The sequence below is a fragment of the Dietzia psychralcaliphila genome, assembly GCF_003096095.1.
Classification (GTDB): domain Bacteria; phylum Actinomycetota; class Actinomycetes; order Mycobacteriales; family Mycobacteriaceae; genus Dietzia; species Dietzia psychralcaliphila.
The window spans coordinates 1,406,250-1,429,308 of the sequence record NZ_CP015453.1; the positions used below are offsets into that span (position 1 = coordinate 1,406,250).

The following is a 23,059-nucleotide window of genomic DNA, read 5'->3' on the forward strand; positions in this document are numbered from 1 at the left end:
GTGCGCTACTTCTACGACTGCGAGTTCATCGAGGACGGCAGCACCATCGACCTGGTCTCGGTGGGGATGGTGGCCGAGGACGGGCGTGAGTTCTACGCCGTGTCCACCGATTTCGACCCGGCGAAGGCCGGCCCGTGGGTCCGCCGGAACGTCCTGCCGAAGCTGCCCAATCCCTCGTCCACGGCCTGGATGTCGCGGGCCAGGATCCGGGACGAGTTGTACGACTTCGTCACCGCACCGATCTCGGGACCGGTCGAGTTGTGGGCGTGGATCGGGGCATACGACCACGTGGCGGTGTGCCAGCTCTGGGGTGACATGACCGAGCTCCCGGCAGCGATGCCGAGGTTCACCCGGGATGTGCGCCAGCTGTGGGAGATGGCCGGCCAGCCGGAGCTTCCCCCACACCCCGGTGGGGCACACGACGCCCTGGGTGACGCGCGTCACGCGTCGATGAGGTTCCGGACGATCGCTGCGAAGGCGCCCCACCTGGGTCTCTGAGGTCGGGGTGGGCGTCGGTGGCGTATCCTCGCGGAGTGAGCAACTGGACAGTCGACGTCGACATCGCGCAGCTTCCCGATCTCCCCCCGCTCTCGGCGGACCTCGACGCACTGTTGGCCGACGCCCTGTCGCGACCTGCCCTGCAGCAACCGTCGTGGGATCCCGATCACGCCGCGGCGATGCGCAAGGTCCTCGAGAGCGTCCCGCCGATCTGTGTGGCCTCGGAGGTCGAGCACCTCTCGGATCGGCTCGCCGAGGTCGCGCACGGTCGCGCTTTCCTGCTGCAGGGCGGGGATTGCGCCGAGACGTTCGAGGCCAACACCGAGCCCCACATCAAGGGCGTGATCCGCACGCTTCTGCAGATGTCCGTCGTCCTGACCTACGGCGCGTCGATGCCGGTGGTCAAGGTGGGGCGCATCGCCGGTCAGTACGCCAAACCGCGCTCCGCCGACCGGGATGCCACCGGCCTGCTCTCCTACCGCGGCGACATGGTCAACGGACTCGAGGCGGACGACGCCGCCCGCGGGCATGACGCGTCCCGTCTGGTTCGCGCCTACGCCAACGCCGCCGCCGCCATGAACCTGGTCCGGTCTCTGACCGCCTCCGGGACGGCGGACCTGCACCGCGTGCACGAATGGAACATGGAGTTCGTCGCCGGTTCGCCGGCCGGCGCTCGCTACGAGGCGCTGGCGGCGGAGGTCGACCGCGGCCTCCGGTTCATGGACGCCTGCGGTGTCTCCGACCAGAACCTGCGGTCGGCGGACATCTTCTCCTCCCACGAGGCGCTGGTCCTGGACTACGAGCGAGCGATGTTGCGTCTGGCCGACGACGGCACGGGGCTCACCGGCGACGCGGAGCAGGGCCTGTACGACCTCTCGGCCCATTTCCTCTGGATCGGGGAGCGGACCCGTGGGATCGACGACGCCCACGTGGCGTTCGCCTCGCTCATCGAGAACCCGATCGGTCTGAAGATCGGCCCCTCGACCACCCCGGAACTCGCGGTGGAGTACGTGGAGAAGCTCGACCCCCGTAACCGACCGGGCCGTCTGACCCTGGTCTCCCGCATGGGCAACGACAAGGTCCGCGACGCGCTCCCACCGATCGTGCAGGCCGTCGAGGCCTCGGGGCACAAGGTCATCTGGCAGTGCGACCCGATGCACGGCAACACCCATTCCACGTCGAACGGCTACAAGACCCGGCACTTCGACCGGATCATCGACGAAGTCCAGGGCTTCTTCGAGGTCCATCACGCTCTCGGATCACACCCGGGCGGGATCCACATCGAGCTCACCGGCGAGGACGTGACCGAGTGCCTCGGCGGCGCCCAGGACATCTCCGACCTCGATCTGGCCGGTCGGTACGAGACCGCCTGCGATCCGAGGCTCAACACCCAGCAGTCGCTCGAGCTCGCCTACCTGGTGGCGGAGATGCTCCGTAACTGAGCCGGGTTCGGGCCGCTGAGCCGGGTTCGGGCCGCGCTGCCGCTCCGGCCCTCGCTGGTGGTGCGCCCGGAAGTCTCTCGGGCAGCCTCAGCCCAGCGCGTCTATCTCGACCCCGCTGCCCCGGGCCACGACTCGTCCGGGCAGGGGGTTCTGGCCGTAGACGATCCCGCTCTCCGATCCCGTGTCGATGGTCGGGTTGAGTCCCGCGTCGCGGAGGGTCTCCTGGGCGTTCGATGCCCTGGCCCCCAGGACGACGGGAACGGTCACCGCATTCGACGGGACGATCCGCAGCACCGCGTTGGCCGGGTCGAGTCGCCGACCGGCGGGCGGGTCGGTGCGGACCACCCGACCGTCGGAGATCTGGCGATCGGTGACGGGTGCCTCTCGGACGATCGTGAACCCGGCCCTGCTCAGGACATCCGTGGCCTCGTCCACCGGCACGTCCCTGATGTCGGGGACGGTGAGTGCGTTGGAGACCAGTAGCGTCACGCCGTCACCGCGGGCGACGTCCGAACCGGGATCGGGGTCGGTGCCTACGGCGAGTCCTCCGTCGACCTCGCCGTCGTAGACCCGTCTGACCTCCGACACGGTGAGGCCGGATCCCTCCAGCGCGGCCCGTGCCTGGTCCTCCTCCAATCCGACGACATCGGGCACCATCACCGGTGCGGGCCCCGAACTCGTCACCATCGACACCCGGGTGCCCACGTCGACAGTCGTGCCGGGCCGTGGTTCCAGGGCGACGACCTGGCCGACCGGGACCGAGTCCGAGTGTTCCGCCCCACCACGGACGGGTTCGAGGGAGTTCTCCCGGAGGAGTGCGGAGACGGTGTCGACGTCGCGTCCGGCACCCACCTCGGGCACGATCGGGCGGCCCGCGGAGACCAGGACCGCGACCGTCTCCCCCCGGGGCACCCGGGCGCCGGCCTCCGGATCCGTCCCGACCAGACCCGAACGCGGAACGTCGTTGCTGAACGTGTCGCGGGTGGAGGCGGCCAACCCGACCGCGTTCACGGCGTCGGTCGCCTGTCCCACCGACATGCCCTGCACGGCGGGGACGGTGACGAAGCGGCCGGACCCGAGCCACCAGCCGGCGACGGCCAGTGCCACGGCGACCGCCAGCACGACCACCAGCCACAGCAGACCGAGTTTGCGGCGGGGACGGACCGGAGCTCGGTCGGAGACCGGTTCGACCTCTCCTCTGGAGTAGGGGTCTGCGGCGGGTGGTGGGGCCGGGTCGAGTCCCACCCGGGTGTGCATCCGGGTGGGCACGGGCCCGTCACCGTGGTTCAACGCCTCACCGCTCTCGCGGTCCGCGGCGTCGAACTCCGACTCGCCGCCGGGTGCCGATCGAGCCGCGGCGGCGCGCGCCCTGGACCACGACGACTGGTGTGGCGCCGGGACGACATAGGTGGGGAACCGGCCGATCTCGGCCGCCCGGTCAAGGTCGTCGAGCATCTCCCCGGCGCCGGAGTAGCGGTCCTCGCGGCTTCGGCGGGTTGCCCGGAGGATCAGGTGGTCGAGGTCCTCTGCCACGGAATCCGATTGGTCGGACGGGGCCGGGACGTCGGTGTCCAGGCGCCGATAGGCCACGGCGATCGAGTTGTCCCCGTTGAACGGGGGCTCCCCGGTGAGCATCTCGTAGGCGAGCACACCAAGGGAGTACAGGTCGGAGCGGCCGTCGGTGTCGGTACCGGATATCTGTTCGGGGGACAGGTAGGCGGCGGTGCCCATCACCACGCTCCGCGAGGTCGCCCTCGACTCGGCCACCGCACGGACGAGGCCGAAGTCGGCGAGTTTGACCGCCCCGTTGGTGGAGATGAGAACGTTCTCGGGCTTGATGTCGCGATGGACCAACCCGGCGTCGTGGGCCTCGCGAAGTGCGCCCAGAAGTGGGCGGAGCACCGCGGCGGCGGCGTACGGCGGCATGGGACCGCGCTCGTCCAGCAACTCCCGCAGTGTGCCGCCCGGGACCAGTTCCATCACCAGGAAAGCCGTGTCCCCCTCGACCCCCTGGTCGAAGACCTGGACGATGCCCGGGTCCGAGAGCCGCGCGACCGAGCGCGCCTCGAGGGTGAACCGGTCGACGAAGGCGCGATCGCCGGCGAGGGCGGGGTCCAACAGTTTGACGGCGACATGGCGGTCCAACCGCTCGTCGGTGGCCAGGTGGACGATCGACATCCCGCCGCGGGCGATCACGGCGTCGAGCCGGTAGCGCCCGTCGAGCAGGGCGCCCGGCCCTGGTAGCTGCCCGTCGTGAGTGGTCATGGAGTCCATTCTGCCCGTCGGCGTCCCGATCTCGGTACGCAACCAGGCGGCGCGCCCCGCGGTGGTGACCGCCGAGCCGCGCTGGGACTAACGTGGTGGCCGTGAGTACCGTTCCGCACTGTGATGACGTCCTGCCCGGGGACGTCGAGACGATCAACCTGCCCGAGGTGTCCCGGCGACTGGGCATCCCGGTGACCCGTGTGCACGACCTCCTCCGCGAGGGGGGGCTGATCGCCGTCCGACGAGCCGGCGTGGTGGTGGTCCCCGCGGTCTTCCTGGACGACGACGACGAGGTGGCACGATTCCTGCCCGGACTCGTCTCGGTGCTCCGGGACGGCGGTTACGGGGACGAGGAGATCCTGCGGTGGCTCTTCGCGGAGGACGACAGTCTTCCGGGTCGTCCCGCGGACGCCCTACACGGTCACCGTGCCCGTGAGGTCATCCGGCGCGCTCAGGCGATGGCGTTCTGACCCCGCCGGTGGCCCGCCGCCACCACCACGCGACGCCAAGGGATCCGAGCACGGCGATCCCGGCGAGCACAGGACTGTAGAGGCTGGTCGAGCCGTTCGGTCCGATCGCCATGACCAGGAACACCGATACCGCCACCGCGGCCGTGGTAGATCGTGGCCCGGGGCGCGCCAGCACCCAGAACGCGGCCACCCACACGTAGTACCAGGGCCAGGCGAGCGAGTTGAGCACGACGAAGGCCAGCAGCGCCAGCATGATGCCGCGGACCGCGGTCAGTCGGTCCCTGCGATGGAACCACCACACGGTCACCAGGACCACCGCGAGCACCACCCGTCCGACCTGCCGGGACACCGCGAGGATGTCCTCGAACCCGGGGGAGTCGGTGACCGCGTGGACCAGATGCGCCGCCGCCGTGGGGGCGCTGAGGTAGTTGACCACGCGGTCGGACACGGCGATCGCGTTGAACCACCCCAACCCGGTACCGGAGGCGAGTGTGACCAGCCCGAGGACGGCCGCCGCGACCGCGACGGCCAGCGCCGTGTCCGCGAGCGCCCGGACGACCGGTCTGGTGACCGCCGGGTCCTCGCGGCGGCGCGATAGTGCGATCCACAACAGGAACGGGGCCACGATCACGGCGGTGGCCTTGAACGCCACGGCGATCCCGATCGCGGCGCCCGCCCATGCCCTACGCCCGTCGAGCGTGAGCACGACCGCCCCGAGGCAGGCGACGAGCGGGAAGATCTCGTTGTGCAGCCCGCCTGCCAGATGGATCACCGACAGCGGTGACGCGCACGCCAGCCAGACGGCCGCCCCGGCGTCGACCCCGGTCCGGCGGGCGGCCATCACCAGCAGAGCGGCCAGGGCGGCCAGTGCGGCGAACACCGCCAGGCGCAGGATGACGATCCCCACCGCCGGGTGTCCACCGGACACGACTACGACGATCCTCATGAGGAGCAGGTGGAGCGGGCCGTACGGCGTCGCGGTCGACTGCCAGTCCGGGCTCACCTCATCAGTGAAGGGGCCCGGGTTGGCTTCCGGGCCGAACTCGTAGGGATCGACGCCGGCCGCGGTCATCGCCCCCTGGGCGAGATACGACCAGGCGTCGCGGCTGAACAGAGGGACGGCGGGCAGCAACGGAAGTGACCACAGGGCGGTGGCCCAGACGGCGTCCCGCGTGGGGAGTCGACCCGAGAACGCCCGCGGTCCCAGCGCCAGCCAAGCGGTGAACAGCAGCGCGACCCCGATCCAGCACAGCGCCAGAGCAAGCACCTCTCCGTGGCCGAAGGTGAAGCCGAGCAGTCCCACGGCGACGGCGGGTCCGCCGTCCACCGGCAGGGAACCGGCGCCGAAGCCACCCAGGGTGAGCAATACGGATCCGAGGATGCCGCGGTACAGGGCAGGTCCGGAGGGGCCGGCCAGGGAATGGCGGGCGGAGGAGGCCAGGGCGAGGGGCGCCGTGAGGATGCTCGACGACGACCGGGCTGACGACGGAGCCGACGAAGCAGCCGATGACGACGGCGCCGGAGACGGAGTCGACGACGGGGCTGACACGGTCTCCGGAGCCGGGTCCGGGTCCATCGTCACGCCCGACGACGGGTGGCGGCCTCGGCCAGGTCGCGGAGGGTGTCCCGGCCGTGCTCGCTCACCGCGTCGGAACCGATCGCGTCGAGAGCCCGGACGGTGAGGGTGTCGATCTCCGCCTCGACGGAGGCGACGGCCCCCGAGTCCACGAGAATCCGGCGGGCCCGCTCGAGCTCTGCGGGGTCGAGATCGGTGCCCAGGACGGAGAGGAGGAAGTCCGCGTCCCCGTTCGGTGCCAGGGCCGTTCCCCGGGCCAACAGGAGGGTGCGCTTGCCCTCGCGGAGGTCGTCTCCGGACGGTTTGCCGGTGACCTCGGGGTCGCCGAACACACCGAGCATGTCGTCGCGGAGTTGGAAGGCCTGTCCGACGCCCACACCGAACTCCCGCAGCGCAGCGACGGTGTCGGCGCCGGCTCCGGCGAGCTCGGCACCGATGTGAAGAGGTCGTTCGACGGTGTACGCCGCGGTCTTGAAGCGGTTGACCCGGGTGGGGGTCAGCTCGTCCGTCGCGCCCGAGGACTCCGCGAGGATGTCGAGCATCTGGCCGGAGAGCACCTCTGTCTTCATGGCGTACCAGGGGGCGAGCGCACGGCTGAGCGCGGCGGGATCGGCTCCCGAGGTCACGAACATCTCGTCCGCCCAGGTCAGGGCAAGGTCGCCGACCAGGATCGCCTGCGAGACGCCGTACCGGGCGGGGTCCCCGACCCACCCCTGTTCTCGATGGGCCGCCTCGATCGAACGGTGGACGGTCGGGCTACCGCGTCGGGTGTCGGAGGCATCGACGATGTCGTCGTGGATCAGGGCACACGCCTGGATCAGCTCAAGTGCCGCGCAGGCGGTGACGATCTCATCCGGGACGAGAGTGCCTGCCGGGCTGGCCGCCGACCAACCGGCCAGGCCGAAACGGGGCCGCATCCGTTTGCCACCGCTCAGGACGAAATCGGCGAGCCGGCCCGCCAGAGCATCGACACGATCGTCGACCCCGGACACGACCCGGCGCCGTCCGTCGAGATGGCGGCGGAGGGCGCCGAGCACCCGCTCTCCGTCGTCTGGACGAGTCGCCGTGACCACGGTCACCATCCCTTCCGGGCGCCGTCGTCCGGCCGCCCTCGTTCCCGTGATCCTAGTCGCCGGGCGGAGGTCGGCACCGGCGAGTGTCGGGCTACCCTGGTCCGGTGACCCAGCTACCCGACATCGAACCAGCGGGCGGCGATCGACACCCGAGCATCGTGGACCGGATCGCCGGTTCGACCACCCCCAGGGTGCCGTTCTCCGTCGAGTTCTACCCGCCCCGGGACGAGGCCGCCGAGGAGCGTCTCTGGCGCGCTGCCTCCGTGTTCTCGGAACTGGGGGCGGCGTTCGTGTCCGTCACCTACGGGGCCGGCGGCTCCACCCGCGACCGGACGGTCAGGGTGGTCGAGAGGGTGGTCAGCGAGACCGACCTGGTCCCGATCGCCCACCTCACCGCGGTGGGACACACGGTCGCGGAACTGCGCGAGATGATCCAGATGTACGCCGACGTGGGGGTCACCAACATCCTCGCGCTCCGGGGGGATCCCCCCGGGGACCCGCTGGGTGACTGGACCCCGCATCCCGAGGGCCTGCACTACGCGGAGGAACTCGTGCGACTGATCCATGAGGTCGGAGATTTCCACGTCGGCGTCGCCTCCTTCCCGGAGGGGCACTACCGTGCGCGCGACCTCGACCACGACACGGAGATACTGCTCAACAAGTTGCGGGCCGGTGCCGAGTACTCGATCACCCAGATGTTCTGGGACGTGGAGGACTACCTTCGCCTGCGCGACCGTCTGGGCGCCGCGGATCCGGAGCAGGCCGCAAAGCCGATCATCCCCGGGCTCATGCCCGTGACGAGCCTCCGTCAGGTCCGCCGCATGGTGGAGCTGTCGGGGTGTGCTCTCCCGGACGGGTTGTCCGACCGGCTGCGGGCAGCGGCGGGGGATGGGCCGGACGAGGACCGCGCCGCCGTGCGCGAGGTGGGGATCGAGTTCGCCACCGAGCTCTGCGAACGACTGATCGGCGAGGGAGTGCCGTGCCTGCACTTCAACACCCTGAACTTCTCCCGGGCCACGCACGAGGTGTTGGCCAACCTCTCGATGGTGCCGTCGCCGGGGGTCGGGGCGAGTAGGACCTGACCCTGGTGACCCTGGTGACCCCGGAAGACCCGGACGACCCGGGTGGACCAGACGACCGCGGGGCGGATCCGCGCGGCCCCGGGGCGTCAGCGTACGAGTCGGTCCGAGCGGGCTCGGGAGGTGCGGGCGGCCAGGATCGTCCCGATGGACACCAGCAGAGCAGCGCCTATGCCGACGATCATCCACACCGCGAAACCGCGGGCGGCGGGGTCCGGGTAGGACGAGGACGCCTGCATCCGGGTGATGGACCCCGGCGCCGGGGTCCAACTCACGGAGTTGCCTCCGCCGAGCGTGCCGTTGGTCTCGCTGATGCGGTTGGGGAAGGTGAGGTCCACCCGGGTGGTCGCGGCATCCGCTCGATCCGCGGGGATTCCGGAGAGGTCCACCGAACCGGTGAAGGAGACGGTGTCACCGCTTCGGCGGAAGCCCATGGAGTACGGCCGGGCACCCTCGACCTCGATGGCCAGCGACAGCGCGTCGACCTCCGCGAAGGTCAGTTGGGTGAAGTAGATCTCCCTGCCGGTGAAACCGTCCGCAGAGTAGGCGGTGATCCGCACCTTCTGCTCCAGGCCTGACGGCGTGGACAACCGGTCCAGAGCGGCCGTCTGTGCCGGCTGGTCACCGGCCACCAGGATGCGACCCGATACGGTGTCGTCCTTCCGCACACTCATCTGCGCGTTCAGCTGGAGACACCCGGTGAGCACGAACAGCATCGTCACCAGTGCGGTCACGCCCACGATTCGGCGTCGGGCGGTGGAGTGTGCGGCCGTCACGGGTCTGGTCGCGGTGGTGCTTGGTTGGATCACGGTGGTCATTGTGCCCGGGGGCGTCGCCCACGCCGCGTCGACGTGCCGAGACGGCGACCGACGAGACGAGCCGCCGTCCGCCCGCTGGTGCCGATGACACCACCACCGGGGTGGGTGGAGGCACCCGCGAGGAAGACGCCCTCGGCGCCGGGGACTGTGTGCCTGGCCAGGTCCGGGTGGGGTCGCATGGGGAGCATCTGGTCGAGGGACATCTCCACGTGCATCACGTTTCCCCCGATCAGCCCGAGCTCGGTCTCCAGATCCTCCGGGGTCTGGACGTGGCGGTGGACGATCGACTCGGTGAGCCCGGGAGCAAACCGCTCGGCGGCCGCGATGATCCGGTCCGCCTCACCCGGTCCCGCTTCGGACCAGGAGCGCCCGTCCGCCAGATGCCGGGGGTGCCACTGCGACCACAGTGTGAGTTCGTGTCGACCCGACGGGGCGAGAGAGGGGTCGAGCGAGCTGAAGCTCATGGCGAGGACGGCGGGATCGGCATCGAGTCCGCCGGCCGCGGCCACCCCGTAGCGGCGGTCAAGTCGGCGACGGTCCGTCACGAGTAACTGCAGCCCGTGTGCACTGGTGGTGGTGGGGACACCCGGGTACCGGGGCAGATCCGTCGTGCCCAGACGGACCACCATCCCCAGGCCGAACCCCGGACGGATTCGTCGGCGCCAGGCGTCGAGCCTCACCGCCGGGAGTTCGTGGGCGAGGAGATCGAGCGTGGTGTGGACGTGACAGGCCGCGACGACGGCGGAGCAGTGCAACGACGGGCCCCCTTCGGTGTCGACCCGCCATCCGGCCCCCGATCGGCGGATCGCCGTGGCGCCTGCTCCCGCGGTGACCGATCCGCCACCGGCTCGGACGGCGGACACCAGAGCCTCGGCGAGGGCCCCCGACCCGCCGATCGCGCGGCCGGGAGGGATCCGGTGCATGAGAGCGGCGAAGCCGATCATCGGCGCCGTACCCGGATGGGACATCGGTGGTCCGGACTGGGCGCCGAACCAGGACAGGGCGGCCTTGAGTCGCTCAGACGTGAAGGTGTCGTCCAGCAGCGCATCCCCGGAGGACAGGAAGGTCTGGACGGCACCGAAGGGGTCCCGGAGATCGTCTCGACCGAGGAACGCGGAACCCAGCCCCGCGGCCGTGGGGCGTACACCGAAGCCCTTCATCATCCGGGCGGCCAGGACGTCCCACTTGCGGACGAATTCGCGATAGGCGTCCGCGTCGGCCTCACCGCAGGCGGAGGCGATGCTGGCGCAGGTCGCGTCGAGGTCGCGGCTGAAGACGATCGGCGGCGCGTCGGTGCCCGGCTGGGCGGGGGCGAACCCCCACGGATCACAATCCACGTACCGCAGTCCGTGGGCGGCCAGGTCCAGTTCCTCGGGGATACCGGTGTGCCTGATCATCAAGTGGGCTGATGAGCCGCGATCCGTGCGGTGCCCGGGGTAACGCTCGACCGTGGAGGTGGCACCGCCCAGGACCGTGTCCTTCTCCACCACGTGGACGTCGAGCCCGGACCGGGCGAGATAGGCGGCGCAGACCAGACCATTGTGGCCGGAGCCGACCACCACGACGTCATGACGATTGTTCACGCGGGCCTCCGTGCTGGGAAAGGGGGAGCGGACGCGAGAGTACGGCGAACGGCCTGGCATCGCCTTCGAACCTGTACGCCCTGAGCACATCGGTGAAGCCCATCGACCGGTACAACCGCCACGCCCCGTTGGCCTCGTCGGGGACCTCGGGGGTCGAGAGCAGCACAGATCCCTCCGGTCGGCCTGTCAGGAACCGCCGGAGCAGGGCTGTCCCTATGCCGTGCCCCTGGTAGCGGGGGGACACGTGGAGTTCCGTGAGTTCGACGTAGTCCGCCGGCAACGCCAGATCCTGTTCTCGCAACCCTCGTGCCACCTGCTCGTACCACCACTGTCCAGGGGCGCCCCGGTAGCCGTAACAGATGGCGACTAGGGGCCCCCGGGCGTGTCCGAGAAGGCGCCGCCGCGGTGCCTCGAACGCCGCGACCCCCGACCACCCGTCCCGGTGGCTGTGCTCCATCCACGCGGGGGCGCGCGATCGGATCACCTGGGACGGGTATCCCATGGCGTCGACGTAGACACCGAGCGCCTCCGGCAGTCGGTCACGGAATTCCCCGGCGTCCAGGCTGGCGATCACGGTGTCCATCCTTGTCATCTCATCACGTACGGGCGCTCGCGACCGTGAGTTGTGTCGGACCCCGCCTATACCGTGCGGGCAGAAGGGGAGGTGCAGCGGAGATGGGTTCGAGAATCGGAGTTCGTGCGCCGGGCGGGGGTGCCATCGGGTCCCTCGGTCGGGCGGGTCGCGCCGAGATGCACCGTGGCCGCGCGCTGGCCGCATCGTCGCCCGCCGACCGGTTTCTCGAGTCGTACCGGGCCGCGCGTTCCGCCGCAGCGGCGCTCCTGGCCCCGGGGCCGCGTCGACGTGGACCGTCTGACGTGTGGCACCGGCTCGCCGCCGAAGTCCCCGAACTGGCGGAATGGGCCTCCGCCTTCGGCGGGTATTCGGTTCTGGCCGCCGCTGTGGAGGACGGTCTTCCCCGCACCGTGACACCGAGGATGGCGGACGATTTCCTCTGGGCCGTCGGGCGGTTCCTGGACCTCGTGGACGAGCGGCTGGGGGTTCTGGGTCCGGCAGCATGAGGCCGAGGGCGACTCGTGGGGCGACCTTCCGGTGCATACACGGAATCTCGGTGGTCACCACCGCGTTGCGCTCGTATGATGGGGGGAACCCTTGACCGGCTGATCCCCGTAGACGGTCGACGTCATACGGCCAAGCCGGCCGAGCTCGTAGCCACGAGCGTTCTGAGGAGGTCGAAGTGCCCCTGTCCGAGCACGAGCAGCGCATGCTCGACGAGATCGAAAGCGCGCTCTACGCCGACGACCCCAAGTTCGCGTCGTCTGTTCGAAAGACTGGTGGGACCGGTGGTCGACGTCCTGCCGGGCTGGTGGTGATCCTCGGTCTCGTGGGGGTGGCGCTCCTGGTGGGCGGACTGGCACTCGACTTCAAGCCGGGCGGTTTCCCCGTCCTCAGTCTCGTGGGTTTCCTCGTGATGTTCGCGGCGGGCGTGTTGGCGATGCGCTCGGCTCCGTCCAAGCGCTCGTCGTCGACCGGTTCCGCAGGCGGAGCCCGGGTGCCCGGCACGGGTAAGGCGTCCTCGAAGGGCGCTGAGGGGCAGAGCTACTCGTCTCGCATGGAGGACCGCTTCCGCCGTCGTTTCGAGCAATAGTCAACTAGGACCGACCACGTCCCGGGAGGGGCGAGCGCATCCGCGCTCGCCCCTCCCGCCTATTTTCTGGGCTCCGGGGCGCTCGGCGTCGAGGTGCCCCACCATTCTTCCCCCTGTCTCTCCACTTCGCCCCACCATGTGGCCATTGATTGCCCCTCCTGTCTGAAATAGTCACAGAGGCCCCAGAAGTTCAACCGAAGTCGGTGTCCGCGGCAGGGTTCTTTTCCTCCTCGTTCGCTGTGCTGCGTCTTGTCTGGTGGGGTTGAACTGCATAGATGCACGACGGTGGGGAGAAGTGGGTCGCAGACCTTGTTTGTGGGGCGTTGTGGGGTACAGTGGGGGACGCGAGGAGCTCGAAGGGGCCTGAACCCAGGAGGTGGCGGGTGACCGACACCAACCCCACCGACTCCGAGCGCGAACGAGCCTTTGTCGGGTACGGGACGCACCGTCCCAAGCTCGACGACAAGGGGCGGCTGACGATCCCCGCGAGATTCAGGCCAGGCCTGGCGGACGGGGTGGTGGTGTGTGGGTGGTTCACCAACACGCTCTCGGTCTTCCCGGAAAGCGAGTTCGACGCGCTGGTCAGAAAGGTCCGGCCGACCGCCAACCTCAGTGAGAGGCACATGGCGTTCTTCCGGCTCCTGGTGAGCGGCGCGGAGGTCCAGCAGCTCGACTCGCAGGGGCGGGTGTCCATCCCGGCGAGTCAGCGGAACTACGCGGGACTCGGCAAGGACTGCGTGGTCAACGGTCTCGGGGAGCGACTCGAGGTGTGGGACGCGGAGGCCTGGGACCGCTACAGCGCGGAGAACCTACCCGTGTTCTCCGAGATGGAGGGCACTTCCCTGGGGATCGAGTTCTGACTCCCCGGGACGGATACGGCACAACGGAACGACAGCACGACGGAACGACAGCACGACGGACGGAGCCCCCCGGCCCCTGCCCGGCACCACCCTGACGTACTTCCCCAACGCCAGGTGGGTACCGGACGGGGACCAGGGGGCTCCACCACAACCGGAGCACCGACGACATCCGGACGCGAGGGAGGCGACATGGCGGAAGAGCCCGACGCCGACCGCGCGGCTGCCCGGTCCGGTCACATCCCCGTCTTCCTCGACCGCACCATCGAACTCTTCCGGCCGATAGTCGAGTCCGCCGCCGCCGAGGGCCGTAGCCCGGTGATCGTGGACGGCACGCTCGGCCTGGGCGGGCACACCTCACACCTCCTCGCCGAATTCGACGACCTGAGGGTGGTCGGGGTGGACCGTGACCCCGAAGCACTCGAGATCGCCACTCGCAGACTCACCGCCTACCGGGATCGGTTCACTCCCGTGCACGCGCGTTTCGACGACTTCGACCTGATCGCGGACAGCCTCCCCGCCGATGCCAGGGACGAGGCCGGCCCGGCGATCGACGGCGTCCTGCTCGACTTCGGCGTCTCCTCGATGCAGCTCGACGTGGCCGAGCGAGGATTCGCGTACTCGGTCGATTCGCCGCTGGACATGAGGATGGACCCCACCACGGGTCCGACCGCTGCCGACATCCTGGCGGACTACACGCGTGATGACCTCGCCAGGATCTTCCGGGTCTACGGCGAGGAGCGGTTCGCCCGACAAATCGCCTCCGCGATCGTGCGCCGCCGTGAGACCGATCCGATCTCCTCGAGTGCCCAGCTGGTCGAGTTGCTCTACGACACCATCCCGCAGGGCGCCCGACGCACCGGTGGGCATCCCGGCAAGCGCGTGTTCCAGGCACTGCGCATCGAGGTCAACGCCGAGCTCGAGGCGGTGGAGAACGCGGTACCCGGATACCTGGACCTGCTGAGGGGGGACGGGCGGGCCGTGTTCATGGCCTACCACTCGCTCGAGGACAAGATCGTCAAGCGGGAACTGACCACGCGCACCGCCTCGCGCACCCCGGCCGGCCTGCCGGTGGAACTGCCCGGCCACGGGCCGGAGTTCGAGGCAGTGACCCGCGGAGCGGAGAAGGCCTCACAGTCCGAGATCGATCACAACCCGCGCTCGGCCTCGGTCCGGGTGCGATGCGTCCGGCGTATCGACGGGAGAACCCCATGACGAGCACGATCGACACGTCGGATCCCGCGGACGGCCTCGACACCAGGCGCGAGTCGACAACCGAGAACCCCCGGCCTGCCACAGGCGCCGGGGCCGTCGGACTCCGCCGGAAGCCGGTCACCCGGTCGGTCCGGGGCCGCCGGACAGTGGTGGTCCCCGCCGAACGGCTGAGTCCTGCCGAACTGGCGGGGCGGATCCCCTTCGTCGTCGTCATGCTCCTCCTTATCGGCTCCGGCGTGGGCGGCACACTCCTGCTGTCGGCCCAGACCACCCAGGACACCTACGACCTCAAGAACGCGCGCGACGCCAATGTGGAACTCGTCGAACGTATGGAGGCGCTCCAGGCATCCAACGAGCGCGCCCGGTCGGCCGAGGTCCTGGCGCAGCGCGCGGAGAAACTCGGGATGGTCGGGGTGGCCAGTGCACCGATCCTCACCAGGGGCTCCGACGGCGTGATCGAGGTGGTCGGCGAGCCCGAGGCGAAGCTCGGCGCGCCGGTCAAGCCCCTGCAGCCTGCTCCGGTAGCGTCCGAACCGTCGACGTCCCCCGACCGGGACGGCTTCGACGCACCGCCCGCGCAGGCGCCTCAGGACAGGACCCCGCGCGGGGTCGCCCCCGTTCCCTATCCGCCTCTCGCCGGCCGCCCGGCCCCGGTGGCGCCACCGGCCCCGATGGACGAACCCGCCGCCCCGGCCCCGGCCGAGGCCCCCGAACCCCAGGCCCCCGCGCCCGCTCCGGGTGGCGACACCGCGACCCTCGCGCCGGTACCCGGCCCGCTCTTCTGACGAACCGACCCGCGAAAGGCCCCTGATGACCGATCGACGCACCCCGGGAAAGGGACCCCGGGTCCCCTCGGGTGCCGCTCGCGGCAGCCGGTCGGGTGACGGTCGGCCGCCCAACCGCTCCGGCAAGGTCCTCACCGCCGCGACCACCGACCGACGGTTCACCTGGATGCGGTCCGCCTTCGCGGTGATCATGGTGATCGCGCTGGTCAAGCTCCTGTGGGTGCAGACGATCGGTGGCACCGAACTCGCGGCCCGGGCGGAGAGTCAACGGCAGGTCCACCAGGTGCTGCCCGCCACCCGCGGAGCCATCGTGGACCTCAACGGAGATCCCATCGCGTTCACCCGCGAAGCCCGTGACCTGTCCATCCAGCCTCTGGTCGAACAGCGCAACGCGGAAGCGCGCAAGGAACTCGATCGCACCAAACCCACCTGGGACCAACTCGTCGACGAGATCGGTGACGAGTTCGAGTCCGTCCTCGGGGACCAGGTCGATCGCGACGAGATCGAGGCCAAGCTCACCTCCGGGGGAGGCTTCACCTATCTCGTCCGCAACGTCGATGTGACGCAGGCCAACGCGATCACCCGGAAGTTCCCGATGATCGGCGCGGAGCGCGTGGACATCCGCGAATACCCGGGTGGAGCGCTCGCGGCCAACGTGGTGGGTGCCACGTCGAAGAGTGACGACGGCAAACTCATCGGGCTACAGGGCATCGAGGCGACCTTCAACGACGAGCTCGGTGGTGAGGACGGCCGCCAGACCTTCGACAGGGCCCAGGACGACACGGTCATCCCCGGGACACTGCGGAACGTCTCCGCGCCCCGTGACGGCGACACGATCCGTCTCACCCTGGACGCGGACCTCCAGTGGCACGTCCAGAAGGCCGTGCAGTCCGCCAAGGACACCTCGGGGGCGCAGAACGCGTCGGCGGTCGTGTTGGACGCCCGGACCGGCGAGGTCCGGGCGATGGCCAATGACAACACCTTCAACCCCGCGGTGGGCATCGGTGCCGAACTCGAGCGCGGGGCCGACCTCGGCAACCCGGCGATCACCTCGCCGTTCGAGCCCGGTTCGGTGCAGAAGATCGTCACCGCCGCGGCGGCCATCGAGGGCGGCCTGACCGATCCAGAGGAGGTCCACTCCGTGGACGGGAGTATCAGTATGGAGGGGGTGACCGTCTCCGACGCGTGGCAGCACGGACCCACGCCGTACACGACCACCGGCATCTTCGGGAAGTCCTCCAACGTCGGAACCCTCATGCTGGCCCAGCGGGTCGGCAAGGAGTCGTTCTCGGAGTACCTGGAGAAGTTCGGACTGGGGCAGCGCTCCGGCATCGAACTCGCCGGTGAATCCGACGGGCTCGTGCCCGACCTGCAGAATTGGCAGGGCGGTACCTTCGCCAACCTGCCGATCGGTCAGGGTCTGTCCATGACGACCCTGCAGATGGCGGGCATCTACCAGACGATCGCCAACGACGGCGTCCGGGTTCCGCCACGGATCGTCGCCGAGCGGGTGGACCCGGACGGCCGGACCCACGCGGCCGAGCGGCCGGAGGGCGAGCGGGTCGTGAGCGAGCAGACCGCCCGCACGGTGCGCGACATGTTCCGTTCGGTGGTGCAGTCCGGGCCGGGTGCGCAGGCCGGCACGGGCCCGCAGGCCGCGGTGGCCGGTTACCAGATCAGCGGTAAGACCGGCACCGCCCAGCAGATCGACCCGGCGTGTGCCTGCTACTCAAACTCCCGGTACTGGATCACCTTCTCCGGGATCCTGCCCGCCGACGATCCGCGGTACGTGATCGCGATCATGCTCGACGCCCCCCAGCGCGGGGCCCTCGGCGCGTCCGCCGCGCCGCTGTTCCACGACATCGCCTCATGGCTGGTCAACCGGGACAACATCCCTCCGTCCGCCCCCGCACCGGACCTGATCCTGCAGGCGCAGTGACACGCGACCGGCAGGGTAGCGTGTAGCGGGTTCACGGGAGGTCACGAACAACGGAGAGGCGGGTCGAGGACAGGCGATGACGACAGCGGCACAGCTGGCGGACGCGGTGCGGGCCACCCTCCTCGGCGACAGGGCGGAAGCCCACACGGACCTGACCGGCGCCACCATCCGCGCCCAGGACGCAGGACCCGGCATCCTCTTCGCGGCGCTGCCCGGCACCAGGATCCACGGTGCCTCGTTCGGCGCGACCGCGGTCGAGGCGGGTGCCTCGGCCGTGCTGACCGACCTCGCGGGGCTCGACCTCATGGGACCCGCCGCCGAACGCGTCCCGGTCCTGGTGCACCCCGAACCCAGGTCGGTTCTCGGTGCTGTCGCGGCGGCGGTCGCCGGTGACCCGTCCGCCGATCTCGATGTCGTCGGTATCACCGGGACGTCGGGCAAGACGACCACCTCCTACCTCGTGGAGGCGGCCCTGGAGGGTTGCGGGCGCGTGGCCGGGATCATCGGCACCACGGGCAGCCGCGTGGACGGGCGGCCACTGCCGAGCAGTCTCACGACACCCGAAGCCCCCGAGTTCCAGGCGCTGCTGGGCGTGATGCGCGCCGAGGGTGCCCGCGCCGTGGCCGCCGAGGTCTCCAGCCACGCGCTGCGTCTGGGACGAGTGGACGGGACACGGTTCGCGGTCGGTGCGTTCCTCAACCTCTCCCAGGACCACCTGGACTTCCACCCGAGCATGGAGGACTACTTCCGTGCCAAGTGTCGCCTCTTCGACGACGCGGCCGACCCGGGTTCGGCTGTGCGCCCCGCCGAGCGCGCCGTCATCGTGATCGACGACGACTGGGGCCGGCGACTATGGGAGTCGCGTCCGGACGCGGTGACGGTCTCCGCCGAACCGGACGGATCGGCGGACTGGACGGCAGGAGAGTCCACCACAACTGACCGGGAGACCCAGACCTTCACCGTCCGGGGACCGCGGGATCTCGTGGTGGACGTGGAACTGCCGCTGCTCGGCCGGTTCAACGTGGCCAACGTGCTTGTCGCGCTGGCGATCATCGACGCCCTCGGCGAGGACGTCCGCGCCGCGGCCGCCGGGCTGCGGAACGTGCGGGTGCCGGGCCGGCTCGAGCCCGTGGTCCGGGGCCAGGACTTCCGGGTGCTCGTGGACTACGCCCACAAACCCGGCGCGGTCGCGGCGGTCCTGCGGTCGGTACGAGCGCAGACCCGGGGCCGGGTCGCGGTGGTACTGGGTGCGGGCGGGGACAGGGACCCGGGCAAGCGTCCACTCATGGGTGCGGCGGCCGCGGAGGTCGCCGACCTGGTGGTGGTGACCGACGACAACCCCCGTGGCGAGGACGCCGCCGCGATCCGTGCCGCCGTCCGCGCGGGCGCCGACGCGGCCGCCGATGGTGGGACCCGCGTCGAGGAGATCGGCGACAGAGGGGCCGCGATCGCGGCGGCGATCGACTGGGCACGCTCCGGGGACGCGGTGGTGATCGCGGGCAAGGGCCACGAGACCGGCCAGGAGATCAACGGGTCCGTCTTCCCCTTCGACGACCGGGCCCGTGCGGCCGAAGAACTCATCAGGCGCCTGGAGTACACCGACTCGGCAGGCCGGACGGAGGACAGGACGTCATGATCGACCTCACCCTCGGCGAGATCGCCGGGATCGTCGGCGGTCGGTTGGTCGGCGGCGACCCCGCGACCGCCGTGACCGGCTCCGTCGAGTTCGACTCGCGTCGTCTCGAGGCGGGGGGACTGTTCCTCGCCCTCCCGGGAGAGCGGGTCGACGGACACGACTTCGTCGCCCGCGCCCTGGAGGCGGGCGCGGTGGCCGCGCTGGTCGCCCGCGAGATCACCGACGTCCCCGCGGGGGCGGGCGCCCAGATCGTGGTGCCGCCCGTCGACCGACGGGAGACCAACGCCATGGCCCTGGCCGCGGATTCCGACGGGTCCGGCGCCGCGGTCCTGGCAGCACTCGGATCCCTCGCGCGTGCCAGCGTGGACAGGCTCGTCGCCGAGCACGGACTCGTCGTGGTGGGGATCACGGGCTCGTCCGGCAAGACCAGCACCAAGGACCTCATCGGTGCGGTCCTCTCCGCCGCCGGCACCGTCATCGCGCCGCCCGGATCGTTCAACAACGAGATCGGCCACCCCTGGACCGCGCTTCGCGCCGACGAGACCACAGACTTCCTGGTGCTCGAGTTGAGTGCCCGTGCCCCCGGCAACATCCGCGATCTCGCGGGGATCGCGCCCCCCAGGATCGGGGTCGTGCTCAACGTGGGGACCGCGCATCTCGGTGAGTTCGGGTCGCGCGACGTCATCGCCGCCACCAAGGGTGAGCTGGTCGAGGCCCTTCCGGACGCAGCCCACGGGGGGCTGGCGGTGCTCAACGCCGACGACGACCGGGTCCTCGGCATGGCCGGACGCACCTCCGCCGAGGTCGTGACCGTCGGGTCGGGCCGGTCCGCACACGTCCGCGCGGAGAACGTGACGCTCGACGACGAGGTCCGGGCCTCCTTCCGTCTGGTGACCCCCGACGGCCACGCGGACGTGGCTCTCCGTGTCCACGGTGAGCACCAGGTGGGCAACGCCCTCTCGGCCGCCGCGGTGGGTATGGCCTGCGGGATGGACGTCGACGCCGTCGCCGCCGCACTCGGCACCGCCCGGGCCGCCTCCGCGCGCCGGATGGACGTCCGGGCCACCGTGGACGGTGTCACCGTGATCAACGACTCCTACAACGCCAACCCCGATTCGATGCGGGCCGCGCTCAAGTCGCTGGCGGTGATGGCGCGGTCGGGTGGGGGCCACCGCCGGACCTGGGCGGTCCTGGGCGAGATGGCCGAGCTCGGAGAGGACTCGGTCACCGAGCACGACCTCATCGGTCGCTTCCTCGTTCGCCTCGACGTATCCCAGCTCGTGGTGGTCGGCCGGGGTCGGCCCCAGCGTGCCCTGTTCCAGGGAGCGGTGCAGGAGGGCTCGTGGGGAGCGGAGGCGGAGCACGTCGAGACCGTCGAGGAGGCGCTGGCCGTCCTCGACGAGCGTGTGGAACCCGGGGATGTGGTGCTGGTCAAGGCCTCGGCGGCCGTCGGTTTGTGGAGCGTCGCGGAGCATCTGCTCGCGACGCGTGGTGAGGAGAAGTCCGAATGACCCAGATCATGATCGCAGGCATCGTGGCCTTCGTCGTGAGCATCTTCCTCACCCCGGTGCTCATCATCTACTTCCGTAGGCACGGCTTCGGGCAGGAGATCCGCCTGGAGGGCCCGCAATCGCACATGAGCAAGCGCGGGACGCCCAACATGGGCGGGATCGCGATCCTCGCCGCGGTGTGGCTCGGCTACATCGTGGCCGGGTTGGTCGGCCAGCTGACGGTGGGCGGCGGCGGATTCACCGCCTCGGGCCTGCTCATCCTCGGACTGGCGACAGCGCTGGCGGCGGTCGGGATGATCGACGACGGCCTCAAGGTGTTCAAGCGGCACAACAAGGGCCTGGGCATCCTGTCCAAGACCATCGGGCAGGTCCTCGCGGCCCTCGCGTTCGGAATCCTGGTGTTGGGCTTCCGCAACGACGACGGGCTCACGCCGGCCAGCAGGTCACTGAGCTACGTGCGCGACTTCGTCGCCGTGACCTTCCCGGTGGTCGTATTCCTGGTCTTCATCGTGCTCCTGGTCTACGGCTGGTCCAATGCGGTCAACTTCACCGACGGTCTGGACGGGTTGGCCGCCGGTTCCATGGCCATGGTCATGGGCACCTACGTGGTGTTCAGCTTCTGGCAGTTCCGGTACTCGTGCTTCTCCACGGCCGAGGGGGTGGACCTGTCAGGTTGCTACCAGGTCCGGGATCCGCTCGACATCGCCGTGGTGTGTTCCGCAGCGCTCGGGGCGTGTCTGGGGTTCCTGTGGTGGAACGCGGCACCGGCCAAGATCTTCATGGGCGACACGGGATCGATGTTCCTGGGCGGCATCGTCGCGGGTGTCTCCGTGGTCTCGCGCACCGAGCTGCTCATGGTCGTCGTCGGTGCGGTCTTCGTGATGGAGTTCGTCTCCGTGCTCATCCAGGTGGTGGCGTTCCGGACCACGGGTCGTCGTCCGTTCCGGATGACACCCATCCACCACCACTTCGAGAACGGCGGCTGGGCCGAGACCACGGTGACCATCCGGTTCTGGCTGCTCGTGGCCATCTCCTGTGGCCTGGCCATCGCGTTGTTCTACGGTGACTGGCTCGCGAGCTCGACGGGATGACGGACGTGACGCGGTACGAGGTGACACAGGGTGATCAAGCACAGGGTGATCAAGCACAGGGTGGTCAGGCACAGCAGGATCTGGCGCGGACGGCTGTGGACATCCGCGACCTGTCCGGCGCACGGGTCCTCGTGCTCGGCGCCGGCGTGTCCGGCCCGGGGGCGGTCCGGATCCTCCACGCGCTCGGCGCCGAGCCCGTGGTGGCGGACTCGCGACCGGACGCGGTCGACCTGCTGCGAGAGGCACTCCGGGACGGGGTGAGCTGCACCGGGATCAGCCTGGACCGGGCCGCCGAACTGCTCGGTGGCACCGATGCGGGTGGAGTCGACCTGGTGGTGACCAGCCCCGGCTGGCGACCGAACTCTCCGTTGCTGCGCGCCGCCGCCGAGGCGGGCCTCGAGGTGTGGGGCGACGTCGAACTGGCCTGGCGCGCGGACGCCGCCGAGATGTTCGGGCCGCGACGCACGTGGCTCGCGGTGACCGGCACCAACGGCAAGACCACCACCACCTCGATGCTCGAGGCGATCTGTGGGGAGGCGGGGATGGCCGTGCGGGCGTGCGGCAACATCGGCCTTCCAGTGACAGAGGTGCTGCTCGCCGAGCCGAGGGTGGACGTCCTCGCGGCCGAGCTGTCGAGCTTCCAGCTCCACTGGGCGCCCAGCTGCCGACCCGACGTGGGAGTGGTCCTCAACATCGCGGAGGACCACCTGGACTGGCACGGGTCGATGGAGGCCTACGCCGCTGCCAAGGCGCGCGTCCTCACGGGGCGGGTCGCGGTGGCCGGCGCCGACGACGAGATCGCCTCCCGACTGCTGGCGCAGGCCCCCGCCCCCACTCGGATCGGGGTGCGCCTGGGCGCACCCGGTCCGGGAGAGCTCGGTGTGACCGACGGTGTCCTCACCGCGCGGATCGGTGACCGGGACCGGGACGACGACGAGGTGACGCTGCTGCCGGCCGTGGACGTCCGCCCGCCCGGGCCCGCGGGCATCATCGACGCGTTGGCCGCCGCGGCCGTCGCGATGTCGGTGGGGGCGCGACCGGAGCATGTGGCCGCCGCGCTCAGGGGGTTCACGGTGGCCGCGCACCGCGCCGAACTCGTCGACACGGTGGACGGGGTCCGCTACGTGGACGATTCGAAGGCGACCAACCCGCACGCCGCGCGCACCTCGCTGCTGGCCGGCGGGACGATGGTGTGGCTCGCCGGCGGGCTGCTCAAGGGCGCCGATGTCGACCCCCTGGTGGCCGAGGTGTCGACCGTGCTGCGCGGTGTGGTCCTGATCGGCCGCGACCGCGGGCGGATCGCGGAGGCATTGTCCCGACACGCGCCGGGGGTGCCCGTCGTGGAGCTGGCCTCGGGAGACGATGTCGGTGCGGCGGCTCCCGACGAGCCGCAGCAGACGATGGACCGCGCGGTCGCCGAGGCCGCACGGATGGCCACCGGAGGCGACACCGTGTTGCTCGCCCCCGCCGCCGCGTCGATGGACATGTTCACCGACTACGGTCACCGCGGGCGCAGCTTCGCTCTCGCCGTGGGCCGGGTCGCCGGGAGGTAGG

At 70.4% G+C, this 23,059-nt stretch carries 20 protein-coding genes; 14 read left to right on the forward strand and 6 right to left on the reverse strand.

Features of this window, described 5'->3' with window-relative positions:
• Positions 1–498, forward strand: coding sequence for a polyadenylate-specific 3'-exoribonuclease AS (locus tag A6048_RS06335; protein WP_107748287.1), 498 nt, complete (start codon positions 1–3; stop codon positions 496–498).
• 35 nt (positions 499–533) lie between these two features.
• Positions 534–1,940, forward strand: coding sequence for a class II 3-deoxy-7-phosphoheptulonate synthase (locus tag A6048_RS06340; protein ID WP_107748288.1), 1,407 nt, complete (start codon positions 534–536; stop codon positions 1,938–1,940).
• 87 nt (positions 1,941–2,027) lie between these two features.
• Here the strand turns inward: A6048_RS06340 and pknB are convergent, their stop codons facing one another.
• On the reverse strand, positions 2,028–4,205 hold the full coding sequence (pknB, locus tag A6048_RS06345) for a Stk1 family PASTA domain-containing Ser/Thr kinase (RefSeq protein ID WP_235027627.1): 2,178 nt from the start codon (positions 4,203–4,205) through the stop codon (positions 2,028–2,030).
• A 101-nt stretch (positions 4,206–4,306) separates the two neighbouring features.
• Here pknB and A6048_RS06350 point away from each other — a divergent pair, with 101 nt between their 5' ends.
• Entirely contained in the window at positions 4,307–4,675 is a 369-nt protein-coding gene (locus A6048_RS06350) for an Rv2175c family DNA-binding protein (protein ID WP_107748454.1), read from the forward strand.
• Here the strand turns inward: A6048_RS06350 and mptB are convergent.
• Complete coding sequence (mptB, locus tag A6048_RS06355; protein WP_107748290.1) at positions 4,644–6,251, reverse strand: polyprenol phosphomannose-dependent alpha 1,6 mannosyltransferase MptB; 1,608 nt, start codon at positions 6,249–6,251, stop codon at positions 4,644–4,646. The genes A6048_RS06350 and mptB overlap by 32 nt on opposite strands.
• 2 nt (positions 6,252–6,253) lie before the next feature.
• On the reverse strand, positions 6,254–7,333 hold the full coding sequence (locus A6048_RS06360) for a polyprenyl synthetase family protein (RefSeq protein ID WP_107748291.1): 1,080 nt from the start codon (positions 7,331–7,333) through the stop codon (positions 6,254–6,256).
• Positions 7,334–7,428: 95 nt separating this feature from the next.
• Between A6048_RS06360 and metF the strand changes: the two genes are divergently transcribed.
• On the forward strand, positions 7,429–8,406 hold the full coding sequence (metF, locus tag A6048_RS06365) for a methylenetetrahydrofolate reductase [NAD(P)H] (RefSeq protein ID WP_107748292.1): 978 nt from the start codon (positions 7,429–7,431) through the stop codon (positions 8,404–8,406).
• A gap of 86 nt (positions 8,407–8,492) precedes the next feature.
• Here the strand turns inward: metF and A6048_RS06370 are convergent, their stop codons facing one another.
• From A6048_RS06370 to A6048_RS06380, 3 genes are read right to left on the reverse strand one after another with little or no spacing between them, the layout of a single operon-like run.
• The gene (locus tag A6048_RS06370; RefSeq protein ID WP_107748293.1) at positions 8,493–9,221 is read right to left on the reverse strand and encodes an LppM family (lipo)protein; all 729 of its coding nucleotides are present in this window, start codon (positions 9,219–9,221) and stop codon (positions 8,493–8,495) included.
• Positions 9,218–10,804, reverse strand: a complete 1,587-nt coding sequence (locus tag A6048_RS06375; protein ID WP_107748294.1) for a phytoene desaturase family protein — start codon at positions 10,802–10,804, stop codon at positions 9,218–9,220. Before A6048_RS06375 ends, A6048_RS06370 begins: the two co-directional genes overlap by 4 nt.
• On the reverse strand, positions 10,788–11,387 hold the full coding sequence (locus A6048_RS06380) for a GNAT family N-acetyltransferase (RefSeq protein WP_107748295.1): 600 nt from the start codon (positions 11,385–11,387) through the stop codon (positions 10,788–10,790). The genes A6048_RS06375 and A6048_RS06380 overlap by 17 nt, the downstream gene beginning before the upstream one ends.
• Positions 11,388–11,479: 92 nt before the next feature.
• Between A6048_RS06380 and A6048_RS06385 the strand changes: the two genes are divergently transcribed.
• The 10 genes from A6048_RS06385 to murD all read left to right on the forward strand — a co-directional run bounded on the left by A6048_RS06385 (position 11,480) and on the right by murD (position 23,058).
• Positions 11,480–11,884 carry an SAV_6107 family HEPN domain-containing protein gene (locus tag A6048_RS06385; protein ID WP_107748296.1) on the forward strand — a complete coding sequence of 135 codons (405 nt, stop codon included), beginning with the start codon at positions 11,480–11,482 and terminating at the stop codon, positions 11,882–11,884.
• Between the two features lie 176 nt (positions 11,885–12,060).
• Positions 12,061–12,471 (forward strand): DUF3040 domain-containing protein, encoded by a 411-nt coding sequence (locus tag A6048_RS06390; protein WP_107748297.1) that lies wholly within the window; start codon positions 12,061–12,063, stop codon positions 12,469–12,471.
• Positions 12,472–12,854: 383 nt separating this feature from the next.
• Positions 12,855–13,331: a division/cell wall cluster transcriptional repressor MraZ gene (locus A6048_RS06395; protein ID WP_107748298.1), complete on the forward strand. Its 477-nt coding sequence runs from the start codon at positions 12,855–12,857 to the stop codon at positions 13,329–13,331.
• A gap of 189 nt (positions 13,332–13,520) precedes the next feature.
• Positions 13,521–14,543 carry a 16S rRNA (cytosine(1402)-N(4))-methyltransferase RsmH gene (gene rsmH / locus A6048_RS06400; RefSeq protein WP_107748299.1) on the forward strand — a complete coding sequence of 341 codons (1,023 nt, stop codon included), beginning with the start codon at positions 13,521–13,523 and terminating at the stop codon, positions 14,541–14,543.
• Positions 14,540–15,328: a cell division protein FtsL gene (gene ftsL / locus A6048_RS18225; RefSeq protein ID WP_146166365.1), complete on the forward strand. Its 789-nt coding sequence runs from the start codon at positions 14,540–14,542 to the stop codon at positions 15,326–15,328. Before rsmH ends, ftsL begins: the two co-directional genes overlap by 4 nt.
• Before the next feature lie 25 nt (positions 15,329–15,353).
• Complete coding sequence (locus A6048_RS06405; protein ID WP_107748300.1) at positions 15,354–17,267, forward strand: peptidoglycan D,D-transpeptidase FtsI family protein; 1,914 nt, start codon at positions 15,354–15,356, stop codon at positions 17,265–17,267.
• Between the two features lie 76 nt (positions 17,268–17,343).
• On the forward strand, positions 17,344–18,903 hold the full coding sequence (locus tag A6048_RS06410; protein ID WP_107748301.1) for a UDP-N-acetylmuramoyl-L-alanyl-D-glutamate--2,6-diaminopimelate ligase: 1,560 nt from the start codon (positions 17,344–17,346) through the stop codon (positions 18,901–18,903).
• Complete coding sequence (locus A6048_RS06415; RefSeq protein ID WP_107748302.1) at positions 18,900–20,414, forward strand: UDP-N-acetylmuramoyl-tripeptide--D-alanyl-D-alanine ligase; 1,515 nt, start codon at positions 18,900–18,902, stop codon at positions 20,412–20,414. The genes A6048_RS06410 and A6048_RS06415 overlap by 4 nt, the downstream gene beginning before the upstream one ends.
• Positions 20,411–21,505, forward strand: a complete 1,095-nt coding sequence (gene mraY, locus A6048_RS06420; protein WP_107748303.1) for a phospho-N-acetylmuramoyl-pentapeptide-transferase — start codon at positions 20,411–20,413, stop codon at positions 21,503–21,505. Before A6048_RS06415 ends, mraY begins: the two co-directional genes overlap by 4 nt.
• The gene (gene murD / locus A6048_RS06425; RefSeq protein WP_107748304.1) at positions 21,502–23,058 is read left to right on the forward strand and encodes a UDP-N-acetylmuramoyl-L-alanine--D-glutamate ligase; all 1,557 of its coding nucleotides are present in this window, start codon (positions 21,502–21,504) and stop codon (positions 23,056–23,058) included. Before mraY ends, murD begins: the two co-directional genes overlap by 4 nt.
• Position 23,059 lies beyond the last annotated feature (1 nt).